Origin of the sequence: Myroides sp. ZB35, assembly GCF_001865835.1 — a bacterium.
In the GTDB taxonomy this organism is placed as follows: domain Bacteria; phylum Bacteroidota; class Bacteroidia; order Flavobacteriales; family Flavobacteriaceae; genus Flavobacterium; species Flavobacterium odoratimimum.
Genome location: NZ_CP017769.1, coordinates 2,110,026 through 2,136,056, shown reverse-complemented (window position 1 = coordinate 2,136,056; position 26,031 = coordinate 2,110,026). Strand labels below are relative to the sequence as shown.

The window sequence follows — 26,031 nt, the reverse complement described above, 5'->3', positions numbered from 1 at the left end:
AAATCAACATTTAATGAATTTATAGTTTATTTTAGCTTTTAAATCACTTTGATTTATCAAATTTTTATTTTTTTTTATGCAAAAGACTTGCTTTATTACAGAATTACCCTAAATTTGTATAAGGACGTTAATAAAGTTAACCTTTAAAAAAAATTATTATGAACAAAACTGAATTAATTGATGCAATTGCTAAAGATGCAGAGATCAGCAAAGTGGCTGCTAAAAAAGCATTAGAATCATTCTTATCAAATGTTGAAACTACTTTAGGTAAAGGTGGAAAAATTTCTTTAGTTGGTTTTGGATCTTGGTCAGTATCTGAAAGAGCTGCTAGAGAAGGAAGAAACCCTCAAACTGGGAAAACAATCAAAATTGCTGCTAAAAATGTAGTAAAATTTAAAGCTGGTTCTGAATTAGAAAACGCTGTAAACAAGAAGAAAAAATAATATTAATAGTAATATTAACACTTTTTCGAAAATATAAAGCCTCACTTATTTTAGTGGGGTTTTTTTATTATATTAGAAGATGAAATCTATCTGATAGTTTATATATATGATTCATTCACTTTCCATACAAAGAGGAGATCAGTTAATCTCATTGCCTAGTGCCCTTAACGCAGATCTTATTTTCTCAAGATCAGTCATTCTATTAACAGAACACAGTCAGGATGGCTCTGTTGGCTTTATTCTGAATAAACCATTAGATCTAACCTTATCAGATCTTTTACCGAATACGGAAGCCTCATTTACTATTTATGACGGAGGTCCTGTTCAAAAAAACAGAATATTCTATATCCATACTAGACCAGAGCTAATTCCTGATAGTATTCATATTGTAGATGATTTATATTGGGGAGTAGATTTTGAAGAATTGAATAACATTCTATCCCTAGGAATACTTAACAAGAATGATATTCGCTTTTTTCTAGGATATTCAGGTTGGGACTGCGACCAATTAAAAAATGAGATTCAAGACAACTTTTGGATAGCTTCTAATAAATTAGATACCAAGAATATTTTTTCCCAATCTCCGACAGAACTATGGAAAAGTTCGTTATCTAAATTGGGAAACAAATACTCTCTATGGTTAAATGCACCTGAAAACCCTAACTTTAATTAGGGAATACAGATAACATACTTACATCAATCTAATTTTAGCATTTAATTTATTTACCAAATCAGCAGCTAAAACGTTGCCATATTCTTTCTTACGGTACTTAGTCACAGGTTGAATTCCCATAATGACATTCGTAATAAATAATTCATCGGCCTTCTGTAATTCAAATGGTGAAATGACTGCTTCTTCAAATTTATATTCAGGATGTTTTTGTAGTAACTCGATTACTTGTTTTCGCATAATCCCTTTCACACATCCATCAGATAATGGAGGGGTTTTTACCACATTATCTTTAACGATAAAAATATTACCATTTAAAGCCTCTACAATGTTTTTAGTATCATTCAACAATAAACAGTTCTGATAATCATTCTCTTCAGCAAAAATACTTCCTGTTACATTGATTAACCTATTATTTGTTTTTAAAGTTGACAACAAATGAGAAGTTATATAAAAATCTTTATATAGTTCTATCTCGTAGTTCATAGTATTTAAACTATAAACTCCATTATTTAAAACCTCAGCCGAAACGATATAACCTATTTTTCGACTAGTTGGTAAATACTTACCTTCAGCATCTCTATATACTGTAAAACGCACTCTAAATGCATTTACAACTGATTCAAGACTATTGATTGCTTTAAGTATTTCTTCCTGAAAATACTCCATTGTAAACTCCATAGGTATCTCCATACGCAGAATGCGCATAGAAGACATTAATCTAAAGTAGTGGTCTTCTAAGAATAAAACCTTTTTATCTAAAACTCTAACTGTTTCAAAAACAGCATCTCCATATAAAAAGCCTCTATTATGCTCTACAGATACATCACTATTAGAAACAATTTTGCCGTTAACATTAATCATATATTTCTTTTCTTCTGATTACTATTAACGGCAAATATAAGTTATATTTTATGGAATTATGCAGAACCTAATACTTGTTTTAAGTCCATGATTTGATTTTCCCATAATTGTTTTGATTCATTGATTTCATCTGGCTCAGCGAAATCTGTAACGATAATAGTTACATCTTTTGTCAATTCATCTTTATTGATTTTTAACTCAAAGAAATAGTCAGTTTCTTTATCGTTTTCATCTAGCCATCTATATCGAACTCTCTCATCAGCTTTACGAGTAACAACACGAGCTTTCTCTTCTGAATCTCCCCAAATAAAAGAATAGATCTCTCCACGTGAATTTACATTATCAGCGAACCACTCGCTTAGCCCTGAGGGATCCGAAATATACTGATACAATAATTGCGGAGATGAATTAATTGAGAATTCTAGTTCGTATTTTTCTTTCATAGCCTTTTATCAAATTTTATAATTTTTTCGAATATAATCATATTTTGTAAATAAAAAAATATTTTTTTTCTCATCCTCTATTTGCATTATAAAGTTTTTGTTCTATATTTGCACCCGCATTACAGAAGTAACGCAGCCCAACAATGGCGAGGTAGCTCAGTCGGTTAGAGCGCAGGATTCATAACCCTGAGGTCACGGGTTCAACTCCCGTCTTCGCTACAAGGTAAAAGGACATCTTAAATAAGATGTCCTTTTTTTATTTATATTCTCTCCTGTATTATAAATACTACCGAACTATCATAGAAATATACCTACTTCTATAGAAAGTCACGAACTAAGTTTGTCATCTCAAAAAATCATTAATACAATATGACAAAAAAAATATTAGTAATCAATGGGCATCCTGATCCAGAAAGTTATAATCAAGCACTTGCTACAGCTTATATAGAAGCACTTAAAGAAACTCCTCACACAGAAGTAAAATATTTAGCACTACATTCATTAGATTTCAACCCTAATCTTGAATATGGATATAGAAAACGTACAGAACTAGAGCCTGATTTAATAAAAGCCTTAGATGATATTAAATGGAGTAACCATATGGTATGGATACATCCTCTATGGTGGGTGGGGCTACCTGCTCTGATGAAAGGCTTTTTTGATAGAGCCTTCTTGCCTGGCATCACGTTTAACCATATCTCTACTACAGAAACAATAGGCCTTTTAAAAGGCAGAACAGCTAGAATAATAACAACAGGTGGTGACCTTAGTCAAGAAATCTACACAACAGTTTTTAATGATAGTGGTCTACTTCAACTCAAAACAGGTATTTTAGAATACTGTGGTGTGGAAGTAACAGATACAACTTTCATCGGGTTAATGAATAATTCATCATTAGAAGATCGTCAAAACTGGCTAGAGGAAGTCCAACACTACGCAATAATAGACTCTAAACCTCATAATGTCGATATACACACAAAAACCTTATCAAAATAACAACCTTAAAAACAACGCATTAACCCATAAACTAAAATATTTTTAAAAATAAAAGCTTCTATCCCTTGCATGGTTACTATTTAGTAGTATATTTGCACCACAATATCGCGGGATAGAGCAGTAGGCAGCTCGTCGGGCTCATAACCCGAAGGTCACAGGTTCGAGTCCTGTTCCCGCTACTACCAAGGAGACTTAAATAAGTCTCCTTTTTTTATGCCTATTTTTTTACTTCCTCTTATCTAAATCAGCTTCTCAATAATTTTATATTTTTACACTTTAATAAAAGATAAAGATGAAATATACTTCAGATACTTTCCCTGAATTAACTACTCTTACGAATCCTAAATTAACTTTATTGGTTCGCGTTGTATTTCTACTTTTTACGACATTTTTATTAGTGTTATTATATCTCATCCCTTTGGCTTTAATAAACGACTATACAGGCAGTACGGAGATTTACATACTTATAGGCATATATGCTTTAATACTCACTTATGGAATATATAAGTTCAGTAAAGACTACAAAAAGAAAAGTACTAATGCCATACATAAAATTGTAGTCAATAAACTAGGAATACAATATCACAAACTCAATGGAGAAATAGAACACTTATCATATAAAGACCTCAACAAGTCTAAACAACTTTATACTAAAGATATTTTCACAAAAACAATAGGAGTTAATATAAGCAGTAAAACTTTGTTAAAAGTATTTTACAATCAGCAGGAACGTACTATATCTTTTCAGAACACCGATATTTTTTACACATACCTTTCTACTAATTCTAGAGAACTTAGACAGCACTTCTTACAAGGAGTTACATTATACAGACCAGACTTAAAAATAGCTGATAGTGTATATAATGATTTTTTTATCAATCCTAACACCTTTGAATTTGATAAAAAAGGGTACAAAAAAACAATGATTATCGCACTTATTATATCTCTAGTGATATTAGCTATTGTCTTTTTATCAATCAATGCTTAAAACTGTATATTAACCATAATTCAACAGAATCCATATTACAATATGAACAAAACTCTATTAATATTGGCATTTCTTTGTATTAACTTACATTCGATTGCTCAAATAAACCAAAGATTAAAACCTAAAGACCAAAAATTTAAAGATATAATTGAGGAGTTAGGCAATCCGCTTGAAGGAACACCTAAAATGATAATTCATTACATGGGAGACAAAACGGGTAGCTATATATGGTATTTTAACCAACGAAAAGCCATTAAGCCTAGCTATTTTTCAGGCAAACCTACAGATATATTATCTGGCATCTATATAGAAGACCATGGAGGGATAGTCGAAAAAATCACCTTTAAAGATTATGCCGAAGGATTAGCACAACCTGATTTTCTATATGATTACTGCTTCGTAAAGGATGCAGATAAAGATGGTAAACCTGAGTTTTATCTGACCTACATAATGGATTCTGATGGCTTAGACGCTAAACCTTTAAAGGTGATTGTCTATAATTCTAAACCTAAATCATATGATTTATATAAATCTAAAATCACAGCTTACTTTCCAGAGCAAGAAAGCGATAAATACTACACAGAAGAAGATACTAATTTTAAGCAATTACCTCCAGCTATTAAAAAGCAAGCATTAGATATATTAGCTAAAATTGAACAACAGAGGGAACAAGATTAAATCTAAAAAAAAGGCAATCATTTCTGATTGCCTTTTGTATTATTATTCATTATCCTCTTCTTCCTCGTCATCATCGTAAAAGTCAAACCACTCCGCATCTTCACTAAGAGACTTATCAGCGAACATATCTAATTGTTCAACAAACTCAGTAGCTAAATAAAGGCGTTGTGTTTTCCCAATACTTTCTGATAAACGGTGTAAACGCGGTTCTAAGCGATTTCTAAGCTGAATATCTATATCATCTATAATATACATCTTCAACTGATTTACGTCAAACCCAGCGCTTGCAAACATCTCATTCAATCGATTAGCAGTACCTATCAAGATATCATTTCCTAATGAAAGTAGATTCTTATCTTCATCTAAATCTGTATAATCATGTACTCCATAGATTCTAAGGTCTGTATATCTACTATACGCTTCGAAGACTTCCATTAATCTCTCTACCTCAAACTTATCTTTAACAACAATCAATACTCTTGTAGCGATTTCGCCTTCTACAGGTCTTTCAGTACGCTGTAGAGCTGCGATGATCATAGCTGTTGTTTTCCCCTGCTCTTTAGGTCCAAAAATAACTACATCTCTTCCACTTTTAATTGTTCCAAAAGTTTTCTTTTGAAGAGTTGTTGGTTCTAAAAGACCATTCTTACTTAAGTTCTCTTGTAAAGTACTATTTATCTTTTTTAATTTCATATTCTATTTATTTGCAAACATCTCGACATCTTGCTTCGAAACTTCCTTGCCTCCTAATATTATTAATCTTTCTATTACGTTTCTTAACTCACGGATATTACCAGTCCAATCATATTGTTGTAATAACTCGATAGCTTCACTACTAAATGCTTTTGGAGCTGTTCCTTGCTCTTTTGCTATTTGACTGACAAAATGCTCTGTCAGTAAAGGAATATCATCTCTACGGTCGTTTAATGCAGGCACTTTAATTAAAATAACTGCTAAGCGATGGTATAAATCTTCTCTGAAGCGACCTTCAGCTATTTCTTTTCTAAGATCTTTATTCGTAGCCGCAATAACACGTACATCTACTTTCAAATCTTTTTCAGCCCCCACACGTGTGATCACATTCTCTTGTAATGCTCGAAGTACCTTTGCTTGAGCAGACAGACTCATATCCCCTATTTCATCTAGAAATATAGTTCCGTGATTAGCTTGTTCAAACTTACCTGGTCTATCTTTTACAGCAGAAGTAAAAGCTCCTTTTACATGACCGAACAATTCACTCTCTATCAATTCTGAAGGTATAGCTGCACAATTCACCTCTACCAACATATTTTGAGCGCGGTTGCTTTGCAAATGTATCTGATGAGCCACTAATTCTTTTCCAGTACCATTAGGTCCGGTTATCAATACTCTTGCTTCTGTAGGAGCTACTTTTTCGATAATATCTTTTATTTGACTGATAGGTTCACTATTTCCTATCATCTCGTATTTCTTCCCTACCTTTTTCTTTAAGATTGTATTCTCTACTACTAGCTTACTAGTATCTAAAGCATTTCTAACTGTAGTTAATAACCTATTTAGATCAGGTGGTTTTGAGATATAGTCAAAAGCACCTAGACGCATTGTGTTTACAGCGGTCTCTAAATCTCCATGCCCAGATATCATTACGAATACTGTATCTGGCTTTATCTTTTTAGCTGCCACTAACAGTTCTTCACCGTCCATTTTAGGCATCTTGATATCCGAGATTACTAAATCATAATCTTCACCTGTTATCTTTTGCAATGCCTCTTCTCCATTTTCTGCAGCATCCACTACATAATCCGAAGATTCTTCTTCTAAAATCTTTACTAACACTCTACGAATAGCAGCTTCATCTTCTACTATTAATATTTTAGATGTCTTTCCCATATATTATAATTCAAAAGCAATTTATAACACTAGTATTTAAGCCACTTATAAAGCTCTTTCCATGAAGGTCTCTTTCCGTACATTAACACTCCAATACGATATATCTTAGCCGCTATCCATACTACTAGTATAAAGGTAAGAAATAGAATAATAATTGACACTATAACTTCCCATAAAGGTACACCGAAAGGTATTCTCATCAACATAACAATAGGCGATGTAAATGGAATCATAGAAAACACAGTAGCTACTGTCCCATGAGGGTCCTTCATTACAGTAAAGAAACCAATATACACACCTAACATTAAAGGCAATAAAATAGGTAATAAAAACTGTTGCGTATCTGTTTCGTTATCTACAGCAGCTCCTATAGCTGCATATAATGAACTATATAAAAAATAACCTCCGATAAAGAAAATGATGAAATAGATAAACAGAGAAATCAAAGGCAAACTTAATATCTCACTCACATAGTTCTGTACATCGAACATTATTTCATTCGAAATCATCCCATTAGCAGCTTGCATAGCTTCAGCACTTCCTGCTCCAGGCATAGCATTGATGCCTAATATACTACTTGCTACACCTAATAAAATGGCTCCTACTACTCCCCAGATAAGGAATTGTAGCAACCCAGCCATAGATGTTCCTACTATTTTTCCCATCATCAACTGAAAAGGTTTTACAGATGAGATGATAATTTCTATAATACGATTTGTCTTTTCTTCTATCACAGAGCGCATCACCATATTTCCATAGATAATAATAAACATCATGATAAAGTATCCAAATAATCCACCGATAATAATCTTAATTTCATTAAGACCTTTTACAGTAGCTTCTCCATCTGCTTTCACTAGCTTTAAGTTTACATCAGCTTTAGCTTTATCTATCACAGAAATATCGATTCCACTTTGTTCTAAATTAACATGTGTTATCTTATCTCCTAACAATAACTCTACTTTGCTAACAAAACTTAAGCTAGGACTTTCATTAGAAATATAAGTTACACTCTCTTGATAATCTCCAATATTATCAGACTTTGGAACATACACTATCCCTTCGTATTTTTCCTCTTTCACTCCCTCTTTAAGAATATCTAAATCAACTGCTGATAAATCTTGATATTCAAAAGCTTCATTACTTTCAAACTGAGTTACAAATAATCCACTCTCATCGTGAATAGCTACTTTCTTTACCTCTCCTTTCATACTGCTCAGATAAGCAATAAACACAGTTAGTAAAACAAAAAATATAGGACTAACGAAAGTCATTACGATAAAGGACTTATTGCGCACTTTAGCAATGAACTCTCTTTTTATTATTAATGGTAGTATATTCATATTACTTACTTACAGATTGAATAAAAATATCGTTTACAGTTGGTAATTTTTCTACGAAGTGAGTTACCTGTCCATTCACTGACAATATATTTAATAACTCATTAGGCATTTTTGTACCTAAGTCCACTTCTAACTGTACTTCGTTATTCAGTGATTTAAAACGAGTACTCTCAAACTTAAACTTATCACTCAATTCTAAAAACAAACGCTCGATATTATCACTTAATACCCCTACTTGATATAAGTTAGTTCTGTGTTCTCTTTTCACATCTACTAACTTACCTTCTATTAGTTTATTGGATTTATTAATCAATGCAATATAGTCACACATCTCTTCCACACTTTCCATACGGTGAGTAGAGAATATGATAGTAGTACCTTTTTCTTTTAACTCTAGGATTTCATCTTTTATGATATTTGCATTAACTGGGTCAAATCCCGAAAATGGCTCATCTAAAATTAAAAGTTTAGGCTCGTGTAACACAGTTACTACAAATTGTATCTTCTGAGCCATCCCTTTTGACAGCTCTTGAATCTTTTTATTCCACCATCCCTTGATATCAAGTTTATCAAACCAATAATCTAATTGACGTTTAGCTTCAGCTTTAGACAATCCTTTTAGTTGAGCCAAGTACATAGCCTGCTCTCCTACTTTCATCGTTTTATACAGACCTCTTTCTTCAGGCATATAGCCTATATCTTGAATATGTCTTGGACTTAGAGGTTCTCCATCTAGTAAGATTTGTCCTGAGTCGGGATAAGTGATTTGATTTATTATACGGATTAAAGAAGTTTTACCTGCACCATTAGGTCCTAAAAGACCATAGATTGTACCCTTAGGTACAGTGAGAGATACTTTATTTAATGCTGTTTTATCAGAATATGTCTTTACCACATCCTTTACTTCTAATATAGATTGCATCGGTGAATTCAATTAATTTCTGTAAAAATAAGTAAATATTTGAAAACGGGAGAATGAGGACAGTTATTTTCGGTAGGGCATAAAAAAACCCAACCTTATTTGGATAAATAAGGTTGGGAAAAATTGCTATGAAAAAGAAAATCCACTGTTTAATAAGTGTCCTACAAATGTATAACTTATTTTCAATCAAGAAAACATTTCTTTCACTTTTTCAAAAAAAGATTTGTCATTTTTAGTCGGACTTGGCTTAAAGTTTTGATCCTCAAGCATTTGTTCAAAGAATTCTTTTTGCTCTTTGTTCAACTTTTTAGGTGTCCATACGTTAATATGTACTAACAAATCACCATTTCCGTAACTATTTAAGCTTGGTAACCCCTTACCTTTTAGGCGTAAAATCTTACCAGACTGAATTCCTTCTTCTAATTTGATACGTACACGTCCTGTTACCGAATCAATTTCTTTACTTCCTCCAAGAGCTGCTTCTGCAAAACTTATGTATAAATCATAATGAAGATTATCTCCTTCACGTTGTAATGTATCGTGTTCTAATTCTTCTATTACTACTAATAAGTCTCCTGGTATACTATTCTTTCCTGGAGCTTCATTTCCTTTTCCAGATACCTTCAGTTGCATACCATCTGCTACACCTGCAGGTATTTTGATTGATACAGTCTCATCGCTTACGATCATACCGTCATTATCCGCTCCAGCAGGTTTGTGATCCATTACTTGACCACTTCCTTGACAGCTATTACAAGGAGAAGCTGTTTGCATACGTCCAAACACAGTATTAGCTACTCGCATTACCTGTCCTGTACCATTACAGGTAGGACACGTTTTATAAGTAACCCCGTCTGCTTGAACTTTGCGTTTTACTTTTATTTTTTTCTCTACTCCATTAGCGATATCTTCTAAAGTCAACTTCACTTTTATACGTAAGCTAGTTCCTTTCACTCTGCGCTGACCTCCGCCACCTCCGCCGAAGCCACCAAAGCCTCCGCCTCCGAATGCACTACCAAAGATGTCTCCAAACTGACTGAATATATCATCCATATTCATGTGACCACCTCCGCCGAAGCCACCTCCGCCTTCGAATGCAGCATGTCCATATTGATCATATCTTGCTTTCTTATCTGCATCACTTAATACTTCATAAGCCTCAGCTGCTTCTTTGAACTTCTCTTCTGCTTCTTTATCTCCAGGATTCTTATCAGGGTGAAACTCAATTGCTTTCTTACGGTATGCTTTCTTTATAGCTGCAGCATCTGCACCTTTATCAATACCTAATATTTCGTAATAATCTTTTTTCATCTTTACTGTCTTTTACTTCCTATTTTAGAAAGATTACTGTCCTATAACTACTTTAGGGAAACGAATAACCTTCTCTCCTAGTTTATATCCTCTTTCTATAACGTCTACCACTTTACCTTTCATCTCATCTCCTGCAGGAATTTGTGTCACAGCTTCTGACAAATCGGCATTAAAGTCATCTCCTGCCTTTATCTCTACCTCTACTAACCCTTTGCTATATAATGTATCTGTAAACTTAGTAGCAATTAACTTAATCCCTGTAAGATGATCACTCTCTCCATGTTTTTCTAATTCTATAATAGCTCGGTTAAAATCATCTAACACAGGCAATAAAGATAACATCACACCTTCACTAGCAGTACTTAAAAGCTCTAAACGCTCTTTAGCAGTACGCTTTCTAAAGTTCTCAAATTCAGCAAACAAACGTAAGTTTTTATCTTTTTCACTTGCTAATTGTTCAGCAAGTAATTCTTCTGCACTCTTCACTTCTTGCTCTACGTTCTCTTGCGTTTCAGCAGTATCTTGTACTACTTCTTGTTGAATTTCTTCTTGTTCCTTATTTATATCTTTATTTTCAGTACTCATGATTGTGTATTTATTATTCTTATTAACTGCTAACTTCATAGCAAATCCTTTGCCAACTTAGTCAATCTGTCATTATGACATTTTCATTATTAAGCTATATTCGTGCTAATTACCTCACTTATTCACTCAAAATAGCGATTTATATCACACTCCATAAAAAAAGGAAACTCTAGCATCCTAAAGTTTCCTTCTATCGTTATCTATTGTACCTCTTCTTTATCCTTTAAAAAAGTCCTTTAAAGCCGTTTTTAACGTCTTAAATTTAAAATCAAATCCTGAACTAATAATCTTTTCACTACTTACTTTTTGTCCTTCCGTTACTAAGATTGCTTTTTCTCCTAGAGCTACTCGAATAACACTTTCTGGTATAGCAGGTAGCCAAATAGGCTTCCCCATTGCTTCGCCTAAGCTATTTGTAAACGCTCTATTCGTCAAAGGTTCTGGAGCTACACCATTATAAATTCCCTCTAACCCACGTTCTAAGACATAGACAAACAAGTTTACTAAATCATCAATGTGAATCCAAGAATAATACTGCTTACCTGTACCAATAGGTGCTCCTAACCATAATCTAACAGGTTTTATCATCGTAGCTAATGCACATTCGTGCAAATCTAATACTAAACCTATACGTACAAGGCTCACCTTAAGTCCCAATTCTCTAAAAGCTAAATTACCTCTTTCCCATTGTTCTACTACATTTCCTAAGAAGTTAGTAGCTTTTTGATAATGTTCTTCATCTTGAACCTCAGCTATATTGCTATAAATACCGATAGCAGATGCCCCAATAATATGTTTTATCTGGTGCGTATTTTCTTTAAGTACTTGATACAGAAAAGCAGTTGGTATAATACGACTATCCAATATTAACTTCTTACCAGCCTTAGACCAAGAATCGGCTATACTAGACCCCGCAAGATGAATAATAGCTTCTACTCCTTCTAAACAAGCGATATTGATTTCTCCCTTATAAGGATCCCAAACAAATCCTTTTGCACCCTTTACCTCATTCTTCCCTAAAGAGCGTGTAAGGTAATGTACTTCATGACCTTGATTGATTAGAGATTGAGTTACTCTACTCCCGATAAAACCAGTAGCACCTGTTATCAGTACCTTCATTATTTTTTACTTCTTATTTTTAATGTCCATTCAAAGTTCATAACAGACACCTGATCACCATCCGCATTTCTTCCAATGCTCTTCATCCATACAGTCACTCCCTCACCAGTATCTATTGTTTTCTTTATTGCTTCATCTAATAAGGCTCCATCTACACATTCAAAAAAGATGCGCCCTGTTGCCTTCTTGGTAAAACTACTATTATTATTGGCTACTAGCATAGATATTTTCTCTCCACTCTCTGCAATCTTACGCATAACTAATGCTCCTGTAGATAATTCTGCTGCCATAGCTTGTACAGCAAAGTACATAGAATTAAATGGATTCTGATTTTTCCAACCATGCTTAACAGTCGTAACTGCCCTTACATCAGATATTTCTTTCATACGCACACCTGTCCAATAAGCAGATGGCAATTTAAAAAACAAAAACTTATTAATATTCGATACGTTAAACTTCATAAAACTTAGATTTTTACTAAATATACAAAAAATGTTTATCCCTAACATAAATTTAACAAAAGTTAATTCTGTGTTAAAAAACAGTACTATGTAATACAAAGTACCTTCCTTTAGATATATCTTTGCTATAGAAAATAAGAAACACTATTACCATGAATATAGAAAACACAAAAGCTCAAATGCGAAAAGGTATTTTAGAGTTTTGCATTCTTTCTATTCTTAAAGAGAGAGATTGTTATACCTCAGAAATACTAGACGAATTAAAAAGCGTCAAGTTGGTAGTGGTAGAAGGTACAGTATATCCTTTACTAACTAGATTAAAAAATGATGATTACCTAGCTTATAGATGGGAAGAGTCCAGCTCTGGACCTCCACGCAAATACTACAAGCTAACCGAAAAAGGAGAATTATTTTTAGACGAATTAGCTAAAACATGGTATGAGTTAGCTAACGCAGTAAAAGAAATAACTACTAAAAAAATGAACGATGAATAAAACACTTACAATCAATATAGCAGGATCAGTTTTTCACATAGATGAAAATGCTTATCTAAAACTAGATCAATATCTAAAGGCAATCAAACGTTCGTTTCCTAAAGAAGAACAGGACGAAATCATTCATGATATTGAAATCAGAATAGCAGAACTATTCTCTGAGAATATTACAGACTCTAATCAAGTAATCACAATAGCTGATGTAGACAGAGTAATCTCTATTATGGGAAGTCCAGAAGACTATATAATAGATGAAGAGCCAACTGCAAAAACAGAGACTAAATATGTCTACACAGGCACCAAAAAACTATACCGAGATGGTGAGAATGCTATGGTAGGTGGAGTATTAGCTGGTCTAGGTCACTACTTTAAGATAGATACGGTATGGATGAGAATTATCTTTATGATATTAGTATTATTCTACGGAACAGGAGTTTTATTATACCTTATCTTATGGATTATCGTACCAGAAGCTAAGACTACTTCTCAGATCTTAGAAATGAAAAGAGAGCCTATAAACATCTCTACTATTGAGAAAAAGGTAATGGAGAATGTTAATTATGTAACGAGCAAAATCAATGATGTAGACTACGAACATATCAAAAATCAAACGAAAAGAGCTGGTGAACGCAGTGGTAAAATAATCCTAAATATCATCGGTATCTTCTTTATCGTCATCAGTGTATTGTCCATATTTTCAAGCATAATTGGTATTTCTGCAGCTTTGATTAATAAAGAAATTATCTTAGAAGAAATAGGTTCTGAATTTCCTTTACTTTCTGCAGGAGTTTATCCATTTTGGGTGAGTACCTTATTACTAACTTCTTTAGTTACCCTTCCTTTCATCGGATTGTTAATTATAGGGTTACGCATGATCTATACTAACATTAAGTATGTAGCCCTAATCATAATTGGGTTATTACTACTGTGGTTTATTTCTTTAGGTTTATTCTCTATACCATTCTTAAATGCTAAAAACTATGAATCTCGACACGTCTATAGAACTGAATATACAGAGTCTGCTAAGGCTACCTCAGAATTCAGCTTTGATGACACTACTGATGAAATCAAAATCACATTAGTAACAGAGGATTATTTCAAATCAGATAAGTCAAAAACGGAAGGGTTTGAAGTAAAAGAAATCAACTCACTTTTGCCTATCGAAATAGAAATCTTACCTACATTTCAAAACGAGATATACGGTACTTCAGAAGTTAAAGACTTTACTATCAATAAAAAGAAAAACAAGATAATAAAGATAGATTTGAACTTAACCAACTTAAATCAAGAAGGGAATCAATTAATCATTTCTAACAATCTATTTCCAGAAAACAAAACAAATGCAGATACTGAAAATGCCAAAATAGTATACACTATTTACATCCCAAAAGGAAAAAAAGTATACATCAGTGAACCAGTAAAAGCATTGATAAAATCAAACGAGACACTTACAGCTGGAGCGCATTGGTACGAGATGCAAGAGGACTCTACCCTTAAATGCTCTGACTGCTAGTAATATTAATTTTGTTTCAATTATTACCAATAAAAAAGGTTCCTCAAAAAGGAACCTTTTTTGTATCATATTCATCTGATTAGTAAGAACCAGATTCATTATAAGCATCTCTTATCATTTTATCATTTGCTTTAATCGCAAACTCTACACGTCTATTCTTAGCTTGTCCTTCTTTCGTATCGTTAGAAGCGATAGGATCAGCTACACCGAAACCATCTGTTTTCATACGATTAGCAGCTACTCCTTTAGACGCTAAATACTGTCTTACAGATGCTGCACGTTTTTTAGATAAGCTTAAGTTATACTCTTCTCTACCTGTATTATCCGTATATCCGTAGATCTCGATATCCGTATCTTGGTTCTCAGGGTCTTTAAATACTGTAGTTAACTTGTCTAAATTATCTTTCGCTCTTTGTGTCAATGTTGAAGAATTTAAATCAAAGTTTACAGAATTCTCTCCTAACACTAGCTTGATTCCCTCTCCTACACGTTCTACTTGAGCACCAGGTACCGTGTTTTCGATCTGACGTGCTTGCTTATCCATCTTGTTTCCGATCACTCCTCCAGCAGCACCACCGATTACACCTCCTAGTACAGCACCTAGAGCACCGTTACCTCCTTTACCGATATTGTTTCCTAAGATACCCCCGATAATAGCTCCACCTGCAGCACCGATAGCAGCACCACGTTGTGTCTTATTAGAGTTTTTAGCAGCTTCACATCCTGTTAAAGATACTGAAGAGATTAATAATGTTCCTGCTAATATAAATGTGGCTGTTTTTTTCATCTTGTTTTATTGTTTTGTTTTAAAAGGTAAATTAATTCTTAGTAAAGCGGTATGTCACATCATACGATTGTCCACCTGCATAGAATTTATCAACTAACTCAAATGTATTAGCTGTTTGATTCTTCACACGTAGAGAATACCCTGTTGTTACATTTTTAGCTTTGACACCCTCATCGACGAATTTAAATTCGAAGTTACCATTCGGAGTAACAGTCCATTTAAAATCACTTGCAAAACTAGGACAGTCTCCTCCTTTTGTCAATTCTACTACACCTGTATTATTGTTAGAAACGAATTTCCATTGGCTCCCAATAAAACATTGTGAATCAGCAATATTAAATGAACTCACTTTTACGAACTCACCACCGATGTGCTTGATATCCGTTAAAGTCCAATTCCCTTTTATCCCTACCTGAGACTTTGTGTCCATAGTAGGCTTACACGATGCTACTGCAAGAGCCAGTGCACCAAATAACACTAATTTTTTCATAGATTTTTTATTATTGTTACGTTTTCTTTTACGCGATACTCTTCTCAAAGTTACGAAGAAATAAGATAACCTTGAGTTTTCTGACAAAGTGACACTCTTTTTGCTTTGGTATCTTTTTTGTCCTTACAACACTGTAAAAATATTAAAAATTCAAATAACATTAAACATACAACTATGACATCTGGAAAAATTAACGTTACAGTGGAGAACATCTTCCCACTTATTAAAAAGTTCCTTTACAGTGATCACGAAATTTTTTTAAGAGAGTTAGTATCTAATGCTACTGATGCTACATTAAAACTAAAACATTTAACGAGTATAGGGGAGGCTAATGTAGAATATGGAGACCCTATCATTGAAGTTAAAATAGACAAAGACAATAAAAAACTTCACATCATAGACCAAGGTCTAGGGATGACTAAAGAAGAAGTAGAAAAATACATTAATCAAGTTGCTTTCTCTGGAGCTGAAGAATTCTTAGAGAAATATAAAGATTCGGCTAAAGACACAGGTATCATCGGACACTTTGGTCTAGGGTTCTACTCTGCTTTTATGGTAGCGGATAAAGTAGAAATCTTCACTAAATCATTTAAAGATGAGCCTGCTGCACATTGGACTTGTGATGGTAGCCCAGAGTACACTTTAGAAGCATGCGACAAAACGACTAGAGGTACTGAGATTGTATTACACATTGCGGAGGATTCACTAGACTTCTTAGAAGACTATAAAATCCGTGAGTTATTAGTAAAATACAATAAATTCATGCCTGTGCCTATTAAGTTCGGTACGCATGAAGAAGGTGAAGGAGATGATAAAGTAGAAGTAGATACTATTATCAATAACCCTAACCCAGCATGGACAAAACAACCTGCTGACTTAAGTGATGAAGATTATAAGAACTTCTATAAAGAGTTATACCCTACTCAATTCGAAGATCCTTTATTCAATATCCACTTAAATGTAGATTATCCATTTAACCTTACAGGTATCTTATACTTCCCTAAGTTAAGTGCTGATCTTCAAATGCAAAAAGACAAAATCCAATTATACCAAAACCAAGTATTCGTAACGGATAATGTAGAAGGTATCGTTCCTGACTTTTTGACAATGTTAAAAGGAGTTATTGACTCTCCAGACATCCCATTGAACGTATCTCGTTCTTACCTTCAAGCAGATGGTAATGTGAAGAAAATCTCTAACTATATCACTCGTAAAGTAGCGGATAAGTTAAAATCATTATTTAACGAAAATAGAGAAGACTTCGAAAGCAAATGGAATGATATCAAAATCGTACTAGAATACGGTATGTTATCTGAAGAGAAGTTCTACGAAAAAGCTGGAGCATTCATGCTTTACCCTACTGTAGATAATAAATTCTATACATTAGAAGAATTAAAAGAAGCTACTAAAGATAACCAAACTGACAAAGACGGTAATCTAGTAATCTTATATGCTTCTAATAAAGATGCTCAACACAGCTATATCGCAGCTGCACAAGAGAAAGGATACCAAGTATTATTATTAGACTCTCCTATCGTATCTCACTTGATCCAAAAGTTAGAAAGTGATAATGAGAAAACTACTTTCGTACGTGTAGACTCTGACCATATCAATAACTTGATTAAGAAAGAGGATTCTGAAATCTCTAGATTATCTGAAGATGAACAAAAATCATTACAAGAGATCGTAGAGAATATCGTACCTAAGGATAAATATACTGTGAAGCTAGAAGCTATGGACAGCACAGCAGAGCCATTCATCATTACACAGCCTGAGTTTATGCGTCGTATGAAAGAGATGAGTCAGTCAGGTGGTGGAGGTATGTTCGGTATGGGTAACTTCCCTGAGATGTATAACCTAGTGGTGAACACAAACTCTCCTCTAGCATCTAACATCATCGGTAATGCTGATGAAGCAACTAGAACAGAAAGTATCAAACAAGCAATGGACCTTGCAAAACTATCTCAAGGTTTATTAAAAGGTGAAGAACTTACTGCCTTCGTAAAAAGAAATTTCAACAATCTGAAATAAGATTATAGCACTTCCAGAGAAGCCCATAACAGTGATGTTATGGGCTTTTCTTTTTTACAAACACATCCACTCTTCCTATCATATTCCTTTCAAGTTATTTAATATACTATTATCTAAACTATGCCTCCATAATTTTTCACTTGATTTTATTGACTTATCTAAAAGTCCTTTCTTATCTCTACACCATCCCTCTCTTACACTTTCTACAAGCTAATCTTTCTTTTTCGTCTTACTATACTAGCACATTTCTAGGGGTATTCTTGCACCTTTCTTCGACAAAATGGACTTCTAGGCAAGTAAACCCCAAGGATACTCCTAGCAACCCCCTAGAAAGTGCAAGCCAACCTAGATATAGATGGCTTATAGGAGCATTAAAACAAACATTCTTAATTTACAATTTTTAATTCCTAACCGAAGTATAGCGCTAGACATTTGTCCTAGACTGCTGAAAAAAATATGACTACCTTTGCCACGCAAAAAGTAATAAAAATGAAAGAACAAAATACAGCAAAAGGTGTTTTCTTAGTTGCTATCGGAGCGTCTAGTTTCGGTATGTTAGCTTCGTTCGTAAAACTGGCTTATGCACAGGGATATACGACTGCAGAAGTAACATTGTCTCAAGTACTTATTGGGTTAATCTGTGTGACCTTAATCAATGTACTACGCAAGAAGTCTAGTGATGAACAAAAGGCGACTTCTAAAGATATTAGACAATTAATCTTAGCTGGTACTTCGATGGGATTCACTTCTGTATTATATTATATGGCTGTGAGTTATATCGATGCTTCTATCGCAGTAGTTCTCTTAATGCAGTCTGTGTGGATCGGTATCGTATTAGACAGTATCGCGACTAAAACGTTTCCTAATCTTTTAAAAATAATCTCTGTTATCTTAATCTTATCAGGGACAGTATTAGCGACTAATGTATTGTTTAGTGAAATCAAGTTAGATATTAGAGGAGTGATATTTGGTTTTATGGCAGCGTGCTCTTTTGCTACTACACTATTTGCTTCAGGGCGTATCGCTAATCACTTAGCAGCTCCTAAGCGAAGTATGTTTATGCTATGTGGTGCAGCGACTATCGTATCTATCTTTGTGATCATAACACAGATAGGGCCTAATAACTCTGATGCGATGATGAGCTTCTATACGATGTTCTCAGACAATACTTCTGGTATCCGTGATTTTGACTGGAGTATCTTCTACGGATGGGGACTTATATTAGCCTTATTCGGTACTGTATTACCTCCTATATTCTTGAATATGGGATTCCCATTGACAGGAGTTGGCCTAGGAAGTATTATCTCTTCATTAGAACTACCTGCTTCCGTGACAGTAGCTTTCTTTGTACTAAAAGAAGAAGTTATCTTCATTCAATGGATGGGAATATTAATGATACTAGGAGCTATCGTACTAATGAATAGCAACCTATTATTTAAAAAGAAAAAAATTGAGGTAGTGGAATAACTTCCTCATTGTAGTTTTTATATAAATTTAAAAAGCCTTCTCTTGTTGATCAAAAGAAGGCTTTTTTTATTGGATTGAGTTACTTTATATTCTTCTCTTCGTTCCAGTAGTAGCTATCTGGATAAATGCGCTCGCCGAAGATGGCAGTACCTACTCTCACGATGGTAGCCCCTTCTTCAATCGCTATTTCTAGGTCATGGCTCATCCCCATAGAGAGTTCTTTCATTTCTACATTAGGTAGTTGGAGCGCTATCGCCTCTTGTTGTACTTTCTTTAGTATTTTAAAACAAGGGCGTACCAACCTCTCTTCTGCGCTGAATAAGCCAATTGTCATTAGTCCCTTGATGTGTAATCGATCATACGTAGCTACTTCTTTTATAAACTCAACAGCCGCTTCTGGTGCTACCCCGAACTTGCTATCTTCATCAGAAGTATTCACTTGGATTAATACATCTATTGTTCTGTTATCTCGTTCTAATAGTTGTTGTAATTTTTCTACTACACTGATGCGGTCTATAGACTCTATGCAAGTTACTCCATACTTCAGGATATCTTTGATCTTGTTGGTCTGTAGATGTCCGATAAAGTGTCTAGTACAATTATCAGTGCCTATACCTTCATACTTATCTCTTAGCTCTTGTACCTTATTCTCTCCTATCAGAGGGTATCCCTCCTCTATCGCTATCTTTATTCTATCTGCATCTACCGTCTTAGTAGCGAGCAATAGTTGTACCTCATCTCTAGAACGACCACTGTGTGCGCATGCTGCTGTAATACGCTTTTCTAAACTTGCTAAATTATCCTTTATTCTAGTTTTCATACTTCTCGATTTAAAAAAAGGATATCCCAAAGATTGTTACTAAGGGATATCATGAACTAAACAACAGTTAGATTTTACTTTAGACTATTATCCTTTACTGTTACTACAAATGTAATACTCCTTTTGATCAAATAGATAACACAGATTTAATAATATGAGCTAGTCCAGATACGCACTAAGCGCCTCACTGAAAATAGTGATTTTGTGAATCAGACCATAAAATATTGCTAATATGCGAAAATAATAAGGGAGACTTCTTTACTTTTACCCTCGATAAGACACAAACAAAACCATTTAAAAAAGAACCTATGATTAAAAAGATTTTCTCATTAGCCATTTTATTCTCTACACCGATGTTCAGTCAGGTAGCACGAGATACTATCTGGGTAGATAGCTATGACTATGTAACAGCTAGAAAAAATGCTGAATCTTTTAAAATTGCAAAAGATATCAAAGGCGAACCGACACTAAAATCAATAGAGGTATATAATGCAGCTTCTAAGAAGATAGAGAGTAAAGGGAAAGGAACTCTTCAAGAAGGAGGACAAGTTCTATACACAGGAGCTGTAAACTACTATAATAAAGAAGGAAAAATAGACGCTACTTATACATATGATCAGGATAATATGATCGCTAAGGCAGAGACTATAGATCCTCGTAATGGCAATAAATATATATGTACTTATAGTGATAATATGATTCAAGATGGTCAGGCTATTTATAACTGGCAAGGAACATATATCTATGTAGAAGCTGAAGGAGGTATATATACTCGCTATGAGATCATCAATCCTAAAAATGAAAAGAACTATATCGCCTATTTCTTCGATGAGAATAATTATATCACAGGGGAGAAATACTTCGATGTAAATGGAGAGGTAAAGCAACAAGCTACTTATAGTGGTGGGACACCTTATGATGGGTACGTGACTGCATTAGACTATGACAGCTTCACAGTACAGTCTATCAGCGAATATGGAGAAGGAACGATGATCTCTACTGTGGCTTACTATACAACAGGAAAAGTGAAGAGTAAATCTACAACTGTAGCTAATGTAACAACAGATGTATACTATGATCAAGCGGGTAAAGAGATGGGTACCTTTACAAGTAAACTAGAAGACGATGGATACTCTACTTATCAGGAAGGAACAAACTACATATTCAATACGTATGATAGTCATCCTGATGAGATCTACTCTATCTATACTTATAAACAAAACGTACCTGTACTGGTAAAAGAATACTATACATTCCCTAAAAAGAATGCAGTGAAATCTATCACGTATAGCAATGAAGAGAGTTATATCCAGAAAGTAGAATACTTCAATGAAGATGGTAGTTCTAAAGGACAAATCACTTATAACGAGGATGGATATACTCCTAAAGAAGGGACTATGATAGTAGGGAATGTAAGCTCTATCTATAAAAACAGCAAACTAGTAGAAAGAACAGAAACGTATGAAAACGGTAAAGTATTCGAGGTTACAAAAAACAATACTTCTGTATACTATGACCAAAAGGGGAAAGAGATAGGTCGTATTGACTTTAAACTAGACCCTATCTATGGATCTATGTCTTATATCACTGGTACTAGATATGTATTATCTAATGATTTGATTTCTACTGTTGCTAAGTATGAAAAAGAATTATTAGTATATCAAGCTGATTATGATACTAATGCTGATAAAGCAGTATTGTCAACAGAGTCATACTATTCTAACAATGCGTTAATCAAAGAAGTAGAATATCATGACAATGGTAAAAAAGCTAAGGTATCTACTTACTCACCTAACTCCTACTCTTATACTCCTGTAAAAGAAACACATTTCGACAAAACAGGGAAAGAAATAGGTACATATGACTATATCCCTCAGACAGGAACTCGTATAGAGTTATCTTATGATAAACAAGTAACTTCTATCGAGAAACTACAAGATGGAAACCTTCTTTCTAAAAAGGGATATGCGTTAAAAACAGGTAGTAACTCATACGCTAGTAACTCTTATTTCTTACAGGCTGATATCGACTATAATAAGCAAGGTAAATTCTATAATGAAAAAGGAGAAATAATCTCTACAGCTACTTATAAAGAAGGTGTTCCTTATGAAGGAACAGTGACTATCATAGACTCGTATTACAAAACAGAAACTGTTTATAAAAACGGACATAAAGTAGGTAAAGAGACTATTAAGTACTCTAGTGGAGATGAGATTATCAATATCAACTACTATGATGATAAAGGTGACCTTACTAAAATAGAGTCTTATGAGAATAGTACTCTGAAAACATCTAGTGAGTATAAAGATAATGTGATACATGGTGTATCTACTTACTACGATAGTGAAGGAGAAGTATTATCTACGCTGACTTATAATGAGGGAGTTCCTTATGAAGGAGTGTTAACTGAAGCGTCATATATAAACTTCACCACTAAAGGTTTTGAGAATGGAGAGTTAACTTATGTAAAAGTTTACAATGTAGATGATGCTTATTCTCCTACGAACTTACTAATGGAAGAGCATTATAGAACTAATACTTCATTTGAGAGAACTATCTATCATGCAGAAACAGAAGCTATAGTGTATAAATATAATCTTACAGATAGTGAGCTAGATGGAGCATACCAGTACTATGAAAATGGTAAGGTGAAGTATCAAGCTACTTTTAAGGACGGAACATTAGTAGATGGTTCTGTAGGTATAGTAGACTTTAATTATGAACCATACAACTATTATTCTTCATACGAAGCTTCTGAAGATACTTCTAAGTACACAGTACTAAGTAATAAAAAAGGTACTTATACGATCAGTATTTTAAATACGGATGATAATAAAGAGGTATTTAAAATGGAAGCGAAGGTTAAAAAAGGAGACCATAGTTTAAACCCATTGGCTAGTAAAAAAATAAAACTAGAAAACTTATACCCAAACAATGAGTATAATGTAATGTCATACTACAGTAGTCCTTATGACTATGCAGTAGATGCAGCAGCTACTGCTGTAGCAGCTGACGCAGCGGCAGTAGAAGCTACTGCTAGTGCATATTATGAATAAAAATATTCTTAGATAAGAACCATTAAATCCCAAGTGTTATACTTGGGATTTTTTTGTTTTATAGAAGTATCATTCTCATTTATTTTAATTAACTATTTTGATATAAATATTAATTTTATTAAATTAGACTTCAATAAAACTAAACAAACTATCCACATTATGTCAATTAAGCCCAAACTACCTATACATTGCCCTAGTTGTGAAAGTGAACTAAAGGTCACCCAGCTTTCTTGTGAGCACTGTCAGACTATTGTCAATGGTAACTTCTCTCTCCCACTCCTCTTACAGTTGGGTAGAGAAGAACAAGAATTTATACTGGCTTTCTTTCTAAACAGTGGGAGTCTAAAGCAAATGGCACAACAGATGAATATCAGTTACCCTACTGTTCGAAACAAACTAGATGACATGATAGAACATATCCAGCAACTACAGAAAAAAGAATAATCAACTACTAACCAACAACCTTATGACAAAAAACTATATTCTTAAACCATTTGAAAGCATACAAGATAAAACGCTCTTAGCAATCGGTGTACTAACTGGAGTAGTTATTAGTTGTCTTCAACTATTAACTCATATGCGTAGTATAGCAATTCTAAAACAAGTAACTCTCAAATCAGCACCTACACTTGTCCAAACCTTGAGTGACTTTGCTATCACAACAATAGTAATGACACTTGCTTTATTTGTATTTGGAAAAATCATCAACAAAAAGACTCGACTAATAGATATACTCAACACCGTGTTGATTGCACGTATATGTCTAGATATAAGTGTACTATTTGATATCAATGGATACCTAAGTGATTTCTCTCTTCAACTTATTGACAATATTGCTAATCCTGAAATATTGTTCAAAAGTAATCCACAAGGTTTTGTTTATTTTATCATTACGTCATTTGCTAGTATTCTCTGTCTAGTTGGTTTTGGATACTATATCTACCAAGGTTTCAAACTAGCTACACACCTCAAAAAGAAATATATGATTATTGCCTTCGTACTAATCATCTTACTTGTAGATACTCTGACAAGGCTAATCACTACATTATATTAACCAACACAACAACACTATGAAAAAACTATTAACTACACTTACCTTATGCTTTGCTACTACATTTAGCTTTGCACAAACAGCTGTTCAGGTAGACAGTGAAATTGATGGGGACTTATACTTAGCGAATAAAGACAGTAAACAACTTGCCATTATAATAGCAGGCTCTGGTCCTACTAACAAGAATGGAAACAATCCTGCTGGAGTAAATGCGAACTCGTATAAGTACCTTGCCCAAGGGCTAAAAGAGAATGGTATCAACACCTTCACGTATAACAAGAGGATGTTCGCTCAGATGAAGAACCAGACTATTAATGAGGCAGATATTAAGTTTGAAGACAATGTGAGTGACTTAAATATAGTTATTGACTATTTCAAAAAGGACTATCCTAATATTATCTTGATAGGGCACAGTGAAGGAGCCATGGTAGCTACATTAGCTAGCCAAGACAATAGTGCTGTATCAAAGCTTATCTCACTACAAGGGCCAGGAGAATCAGTTGATAAAGTACTGTATAAACAGATAACAGCACAAGCGCCTTTCTTTGCAAAATCAATAGAAGACATTCACGCTAAACTTAGAAAAGGCGAAATAGTAGACAGCATCCCTCCTATGCTACAAAGCTTATATCGCACTTCTGCTCAGCCTTACCTTATCTCGTGGATGAAGTATGATCCTACTGTAGAGCTTAAAAAAGTAAAACAACCGATTTTAATCTTACAAGGAGATAAAGACTTACAAGTCAAAACAGATCAGGGAGACAACTTAAAACAAGCTGTACCTACTGCAACTCTTGTGACAATAAAAGGAATGAATCACGTACTAAAAACAGTTGTAAAAGAGGAGGAGAACTTAGCACTATACATGAAGCCTGATGTGCCTCTTCACACTGAACTAGTACCTACTATTGTTAACTTTATAAAGAAATAATATGGAGCCTATCTTAATAACATCTGCATTATTTTTCATAATGAGTTTTATCCTTACTCCAAAAACAGCAAAATACTTATTAGCAGGGTATAACACAATGAGTAAAGAGAAGCAAGAGCTCTATGATATAAAAAACATAGTTCGTATACTCAATAATTCTCTAAGAATTGCAGCATTAATAATTTTAATAGGTGCAGCACTATATCAATGGACTGGATTGGAAATTATAAGGGATATTTTTGTCATGTATTTACCTTTAGTATTTCTATTAGGAGTAAATATTTATACGAAGAAAAAATACTCTACTGATCCTATAAAACCTTTTGATATCATTATACCTATAGCAGTACTAATTTTTGTAATACTAATCACACTATGATAGCAACAGAACTACTTATATTTATGTGTCTATTTATTGTCTTAGGACTACTAGTTCCTCATGTCAAAACAATAAATAGCATACTAGGGTATCGCACACACCGTGCGATGAAGAATCAACGCAACTGGGAGTTTGCACAAAAGCTAAGTGGTAAGTACTTTGTATACTTAGGTATAGGTACGGGTATATACAGTGGTATTTCTTATCTACTTCCTACTTACTCAAAGCTATTAAACAATATATACTTCTTACCGATGATACTCAGTTTAGCATTTATTATTTATAAAACAGAACAAGGATTAAAGAAACTAGATGAGTAA

Annotated in this window: 28 protein-coding genes and 2 tRNA genes; 17 read left to right on the top strand and 13 right to left on the bottom strand. The window is 33.9% G+C overall.

Translation table 11 applies throughout. The features are described 5' to 3' along the window. The first annotated feature begins 158 nt into the window (after window positions 1-158). Complete coding sequence (locus BK054_RS09670) at window positions 159-443, top strand: HU family DNA-binding protein (RefSeq protein ID WP_006257046.1); 285 nt, start codon at window positions 159-161, stop codon at window positions 441-443. Between the two features lie 106 nt (window positions 444-549). Further along, the gene (locus tag BK054_RS09665; RefSeq protein ID WP_006257047.1) at window positions 550-1,116 is read left to right on the top strand and encodes a YqgE/AlgH family protein; all 567 of its coding nucleotides are present in this window, start codon (window positions 550-552) and stop codon (window positions 1,114-1,116) included. An 18-nt stretch (window positions 1,117-1,134) separates the two neighbouring features. Here the strand turns inward: BK054_RS09665 and BK054_RS09660 are convergent, their stop codons facing one another. Both BK054_RS09660 and BK054_RS09655 read right to left on the bottom strand, forming a co-directional pair. Continuing rightward, the gene (locus tag BK054_RS09660) at window positions 1,135-1,977 is read right to left on the bottom strand and encodes an aminotransferase class IV (RefSeq protein ID WP_006257048.1); all 843 of its coding nucleotides are present in this window, start codon (window positions 1,975-1,977) and stop codon (window positions 1,135-1,137) included. A 56-nt stretch (window positions 1,978-2,033) separates the two neighbouring features. Continuing rightward, window positions 2,034-2,420 (bottom strand): START-like domain-containing protein, encoded by a 387-nt coding sequence (locus BK054_RS09655; RefSeq protein ID WP_006257049.1) that lies wholly within the window; start codon window positions 2,418-2,420, stop codon window positions 2,034-2,036. Window positions 2,421-2,565: 145 nt separating this feature from the next. Here BK054_RS09655 and BK054_RS09650 point away from each other — a divergent pair. From BK054_RS09650 to BK054_RS09630, 5 genes are all read left to right on the top strand, one after another. Further along, window positions 2,566-2,639: transfer RNA gene (locus BK054_RS09650), tRNA-Met, on the top strand. Window positions 2,640-2,789: 150 nt separating this feature from the next. Continuing rightward, window positions 2,790-3,416: an NAD(P)H-dependent oxidoreductase gene (locus tag BK054_RS09645; RefSeq protein WP_006257050.1), complete on the top strand. Its 627-nt coding sequence runs from the start codon at window positions 2,790-2,792 to the stop codon at window positions 3,414-3,416. Window positions 3,417-3,522: 106 nt separating this feature from the next. Then, window positions 3,523-3,595 (top strand) — tRNA-Met (locus BK054_RS09640). 113 nt (window positions 3,596-3,708) lie between these two features. After that, on the top strand, window positions 3,709-4,404 hold the full coding sequence (locus BK054_RS09635; protein WP_006257051.1) for a hypothetical protein: 696 nt from the start codon (window positions 3,709-3,711) through the stop codon (window positions 4,402-4,404). A 42-nt stretch (window positions 4,405-4,446) separates the two neighbouring features. Further along, complete coding sequence (locus tag BK054_RS09630; protein ID WP_006257052.1) at window positions 4,447-5,082, top strand: hypothetical protein; 636 nt, start codon at window positions 4,447-4,449, stop codon at window positions 5,080-5,082. A gap of 42 nt (window positions 5,083-5,124) precedes the next feature. Here the strand turns inward: BK054_RS09630 and BK054_RS09625 are convergent, their stop codons facing one another. The 8 genes from BK054_RS09625 to BK054_RS09590 all read right to left on the bottom strand — a co-directional run bounded on the left by BK054_RS09625 (window position 5,125) and on the right by BK054_RS09590 (window position 12,692). Next, window positions 5,125-5,775, bottom strand: coding sequence for a DEAD/DEAH box helicase (locus tag BK054_RS09625; protein ID WP_006257053.1), 651 nt, complete (start codon window positions 5,773-5,775; stop codon window positions 5,125-5,127). 3 nt (window positions 5,776-5,778) lie between these two features. Beyond that, window positions 5,779-6,951, bottom strand: coding sequence for a sigma-54-dependent transcriptional regulator (locus tag BK054_RS09620; RefSeq protein WP_006257054.1), 1,173 nt, complete (start codon window positions 6,949-6,951; stop codon window positions 5,779-5,781). 29 nt (window positions 6,952-6,980) lie between these two features. Further along, window positions 6,981-8,294: an ABC transporter permease gene (locus tag BK054_RS09615; protein ID WP_006257055.1), complete on the bottom strand. Its 1,314-nt coding sequence runs from the start codon at window positions 8,292-8,294 to the stop codon at window positions 6,981-6,983. A gap of 1 nt (window position 8,295) precedes the next feature. After that, on the bottom strand, window positions 8,296-9,216 hold the full coding sequence (locus BK054_RS09610) for an ABC transporter ATP-binding protein (protein WP_006257056.1): 921 nt from the start codon (window positions 9,214-9,216) through the stop codon (window positions 8,296-8,298). Between the two features lie 186 nt (window positions 9,217-9,402). Then, window positions 9,403-10,527: a molecular chaperone DnaJ gene (gene dnaJ / locus BK054_RS09605; RefSeq protein ID WP_006257057.1), complete on the bottom strand. Its 1,125-nt coding sequence runs from the start codon at window positions 10,525-10,527 to the stop codon at window positions 9,403-9,405. A 33-nt stretch (window positions 10,528-10,560) separates the two neighbouring features. Next, a complete protein-coding gene (locus tag BK054_RS09600) occupies window positions 10,561-11,151 on the bottom strand; it encodes a nucleotide exchange factor GrpE (RefSeq protein WP_006257058.1) in 591 nt (196 codons plus the stop codon). A 177-nt stretch (window positions 11,152-11,328) separates the two neighbouring features. Beyond that, window positions 11,329-12,231 (bottom strand): TIGR01777 family oxidoreductase, encoded by a 903-nt coding sequence (locus BK054_RS09595; protein WP_006257059.1) that lies wholly within the window; start codon window positions 12,229-12,231, stop codon window positions 11,329-11,331. Continuing rightward, entirely contained in the window at window positions 12,231-12,692 is a 462-nt protein-coding gene (locus BK054_RS09590; RefSeq protein ID WP_006257060.1) for a DUF4442 domain-containing protein, read from the bottom strand. The genes BK054_RS09595 and BK054_RS09590 overlap by 1 nt, the downstream gene beginning before the upstream one ends. Before the next feature lie 152 nt (window positions 12,693-12,844). Between BK054_RS09590 and BK054_RS09585 the strand changes: the two genes are divergently transcribed. Continuing rightward, complete coding sequence (locus tag BK054_RS09585; RefSeq protein ID WP_006257061.1) at window positions 12,845-13,186, top strand: PadR family transcriptional regulator; 342 nt, start codon at window positions 12,845-12,847, stop codon at window positions 13,184-13,186. Then, window positions 13,179-14,699 carry a PspC domain-containing protein gene (locus tag BK054_RS09580; protein ID WP_006257062.1) on the top strand — a complete coding sequence of 507 codons (1,521 nt, stop codon included), beginning with the start codon at window positions 13,179-13,181 and terminating at the stop codon, window positions 14,697-14,699. The genes BK054_RS09585 and BK054_RS09580 overlap by 8 nt, the downstream gene beginning before the upstream one ends. A 79-nt stretch (window positions 14,700-14,778) precedes the next feature. Here the strand turns inward: BK054_RS09580 and BK054_RS09575 are convergent, their stop codons facing one another. Both BK054_RS09575 and BK054_RS09570 read right to left on the bottom strand, forming a co-directional pair. Next, window positions 14,779-15,486, bottom strand: coding sequence for an OmpA family protein (locus tag BK054_RS09575; RefSeq protein WP_006257063.1), 708 nt, complete (start codon window positions 15,484-15,486; stop codon window positions 14,779-14,781). A gap of 31 nt (window positions 15,487-15,517) precedes the next feature. Continuing rightward, window positions 15,518-16,063: a lipocalin family protein gene (locus tag BK054_RS09570; protein WP_006257064.1), complete on the bottom strand. Its 546-nt coding sequence runs from the start codon at window positions 16,061-16,063 to the stop codon at window positions 15,518-15,520. 87 nt (window positions 16,064-16,150) lie between these two features. Between BK054_RS09570 and htpG the strand changes: the two genes are divergently transcribed. Continuing rightward, complete coding sequence (gene htpG / locus BK054_RS09565) at window positions 16,151-18,007, top strand: molecular chaperone HtpG (protein ID WP_006257065.1); 1,857 nt, start codon at window positions 16,151-16,153, stop codon at window positions 18,005-18,007. A gap of 489 nt (window positions 18,008-18,496) precedes the next feature. Continuing rightward, window positions 18,497-19,474: an EamA family transporter gene (locus BK054_RS09560; RefSeq protein ID WP_006257066.1), complete on the top strand. Its 978-nt coding sequence runs from the start codon at window positions 18,497-18,499 to the stop codon at window positions 19,472-19,474. A gap of 79 nt (window positions 19,475-19,553) precedes the next feature. On the opposite strand, the gene BK054_RS09555 is transcribed toward BK054_RS09560, so the two are convergent. Continuing rightward, window positions 19,554-20,294, bottom strand: coding sequence for a YggS family pyridoxal phosphate-dependent enzyme (locus tag BK054_RS09555; protein WP_006257067.1), 741 nt, complete (start codon window positions 20,292-20,294; stop codon window positions 19,554-19,556). A 308-nt stretch (window positions 20,295-20,602) separates the two neighbouring features. Between BK054_RS09555 and BK054_RS09550 the strand changes: the two genes are divergently transcribed. The 6 genes from BK054_RS09550 (at window position 20,603) to BK054_RS09525 (ending at window position 26,031) form a co-directional block, all read left to right on the top strand. Continuing rightward, on the top strand, window positions 20,603-23,350 hold the full coding sequence (locus BK054_RS09550; protein WP_006257068.1) for a toxin-antitoxin system YwqK family antitoxin: 2,748 nt from the start codon (window positions 20,603-20,605) through the stop codon (window positions 23,348-23,350). A 159-nt stretch (window positions 23,351-23,509) separates the two neighbouring features. Further along, window positions 23,510-23,794 (top strand): DUF2089 family protein, encoded by a 285-nt coding sequence (locus BK054_RS09545; protein ID WP_006263001.1) that lies wholly within the window; start codon window positions 23,510-23,512, stop codon window positions 23,792-23,794. A 22-nt stretch (window positions 23,795-23,816) separates the two neighbouring features. Next, on the top strand, window positions 23,817-24,404 hold the full coding sequence (locus BK054_RS09540) for a hypothetical protein (protein WP_006257070.1): 588 nt from the start codon (window positions 23,817-23,819) through the stop codon (window positions 24,402-24,404). A gap of 16 nt (window positions 24,405-24,420) precedes the next feature. Further along, on the top strand, window positions 24,421-25,332 hold the full coding sequence (locus tag BK054_RS09535) for an alpha/beta hydrolase (protein WP_006257071.1): 912 nt from the start codon (window positions 24,421-24,423) through the stop codon (window positions 25,330-25,332). A gap of 1 nt (window position 25,333) precedes the next feature. Continuing rightward, window positions 25,334-25,711, top strand: a complete 378-nt coding sequence (locus tag BK054_RS09530) for a DUF3784 domain-containing protein (protein WP_006257072.1) — start codon at window positions 25,334-25,336, stop codon at window positions 25,709-25,711. After that, window positions 25,708-26,031 carry an SdpI family protein gene (locus BK054_RS09525; RefSeq protein ID WP_006257073.1) on the top strand — a complete coding sequence of 108 codons (324 nt, stop codon included), beginning with the start codon at window positions 25,708-25,710 and terminating at the stop codon, window positions 26,029-26,031. Before BK054_RS09530 ends, BK054_RS09525 begins: the two co-directional genes overlap by 4 nt.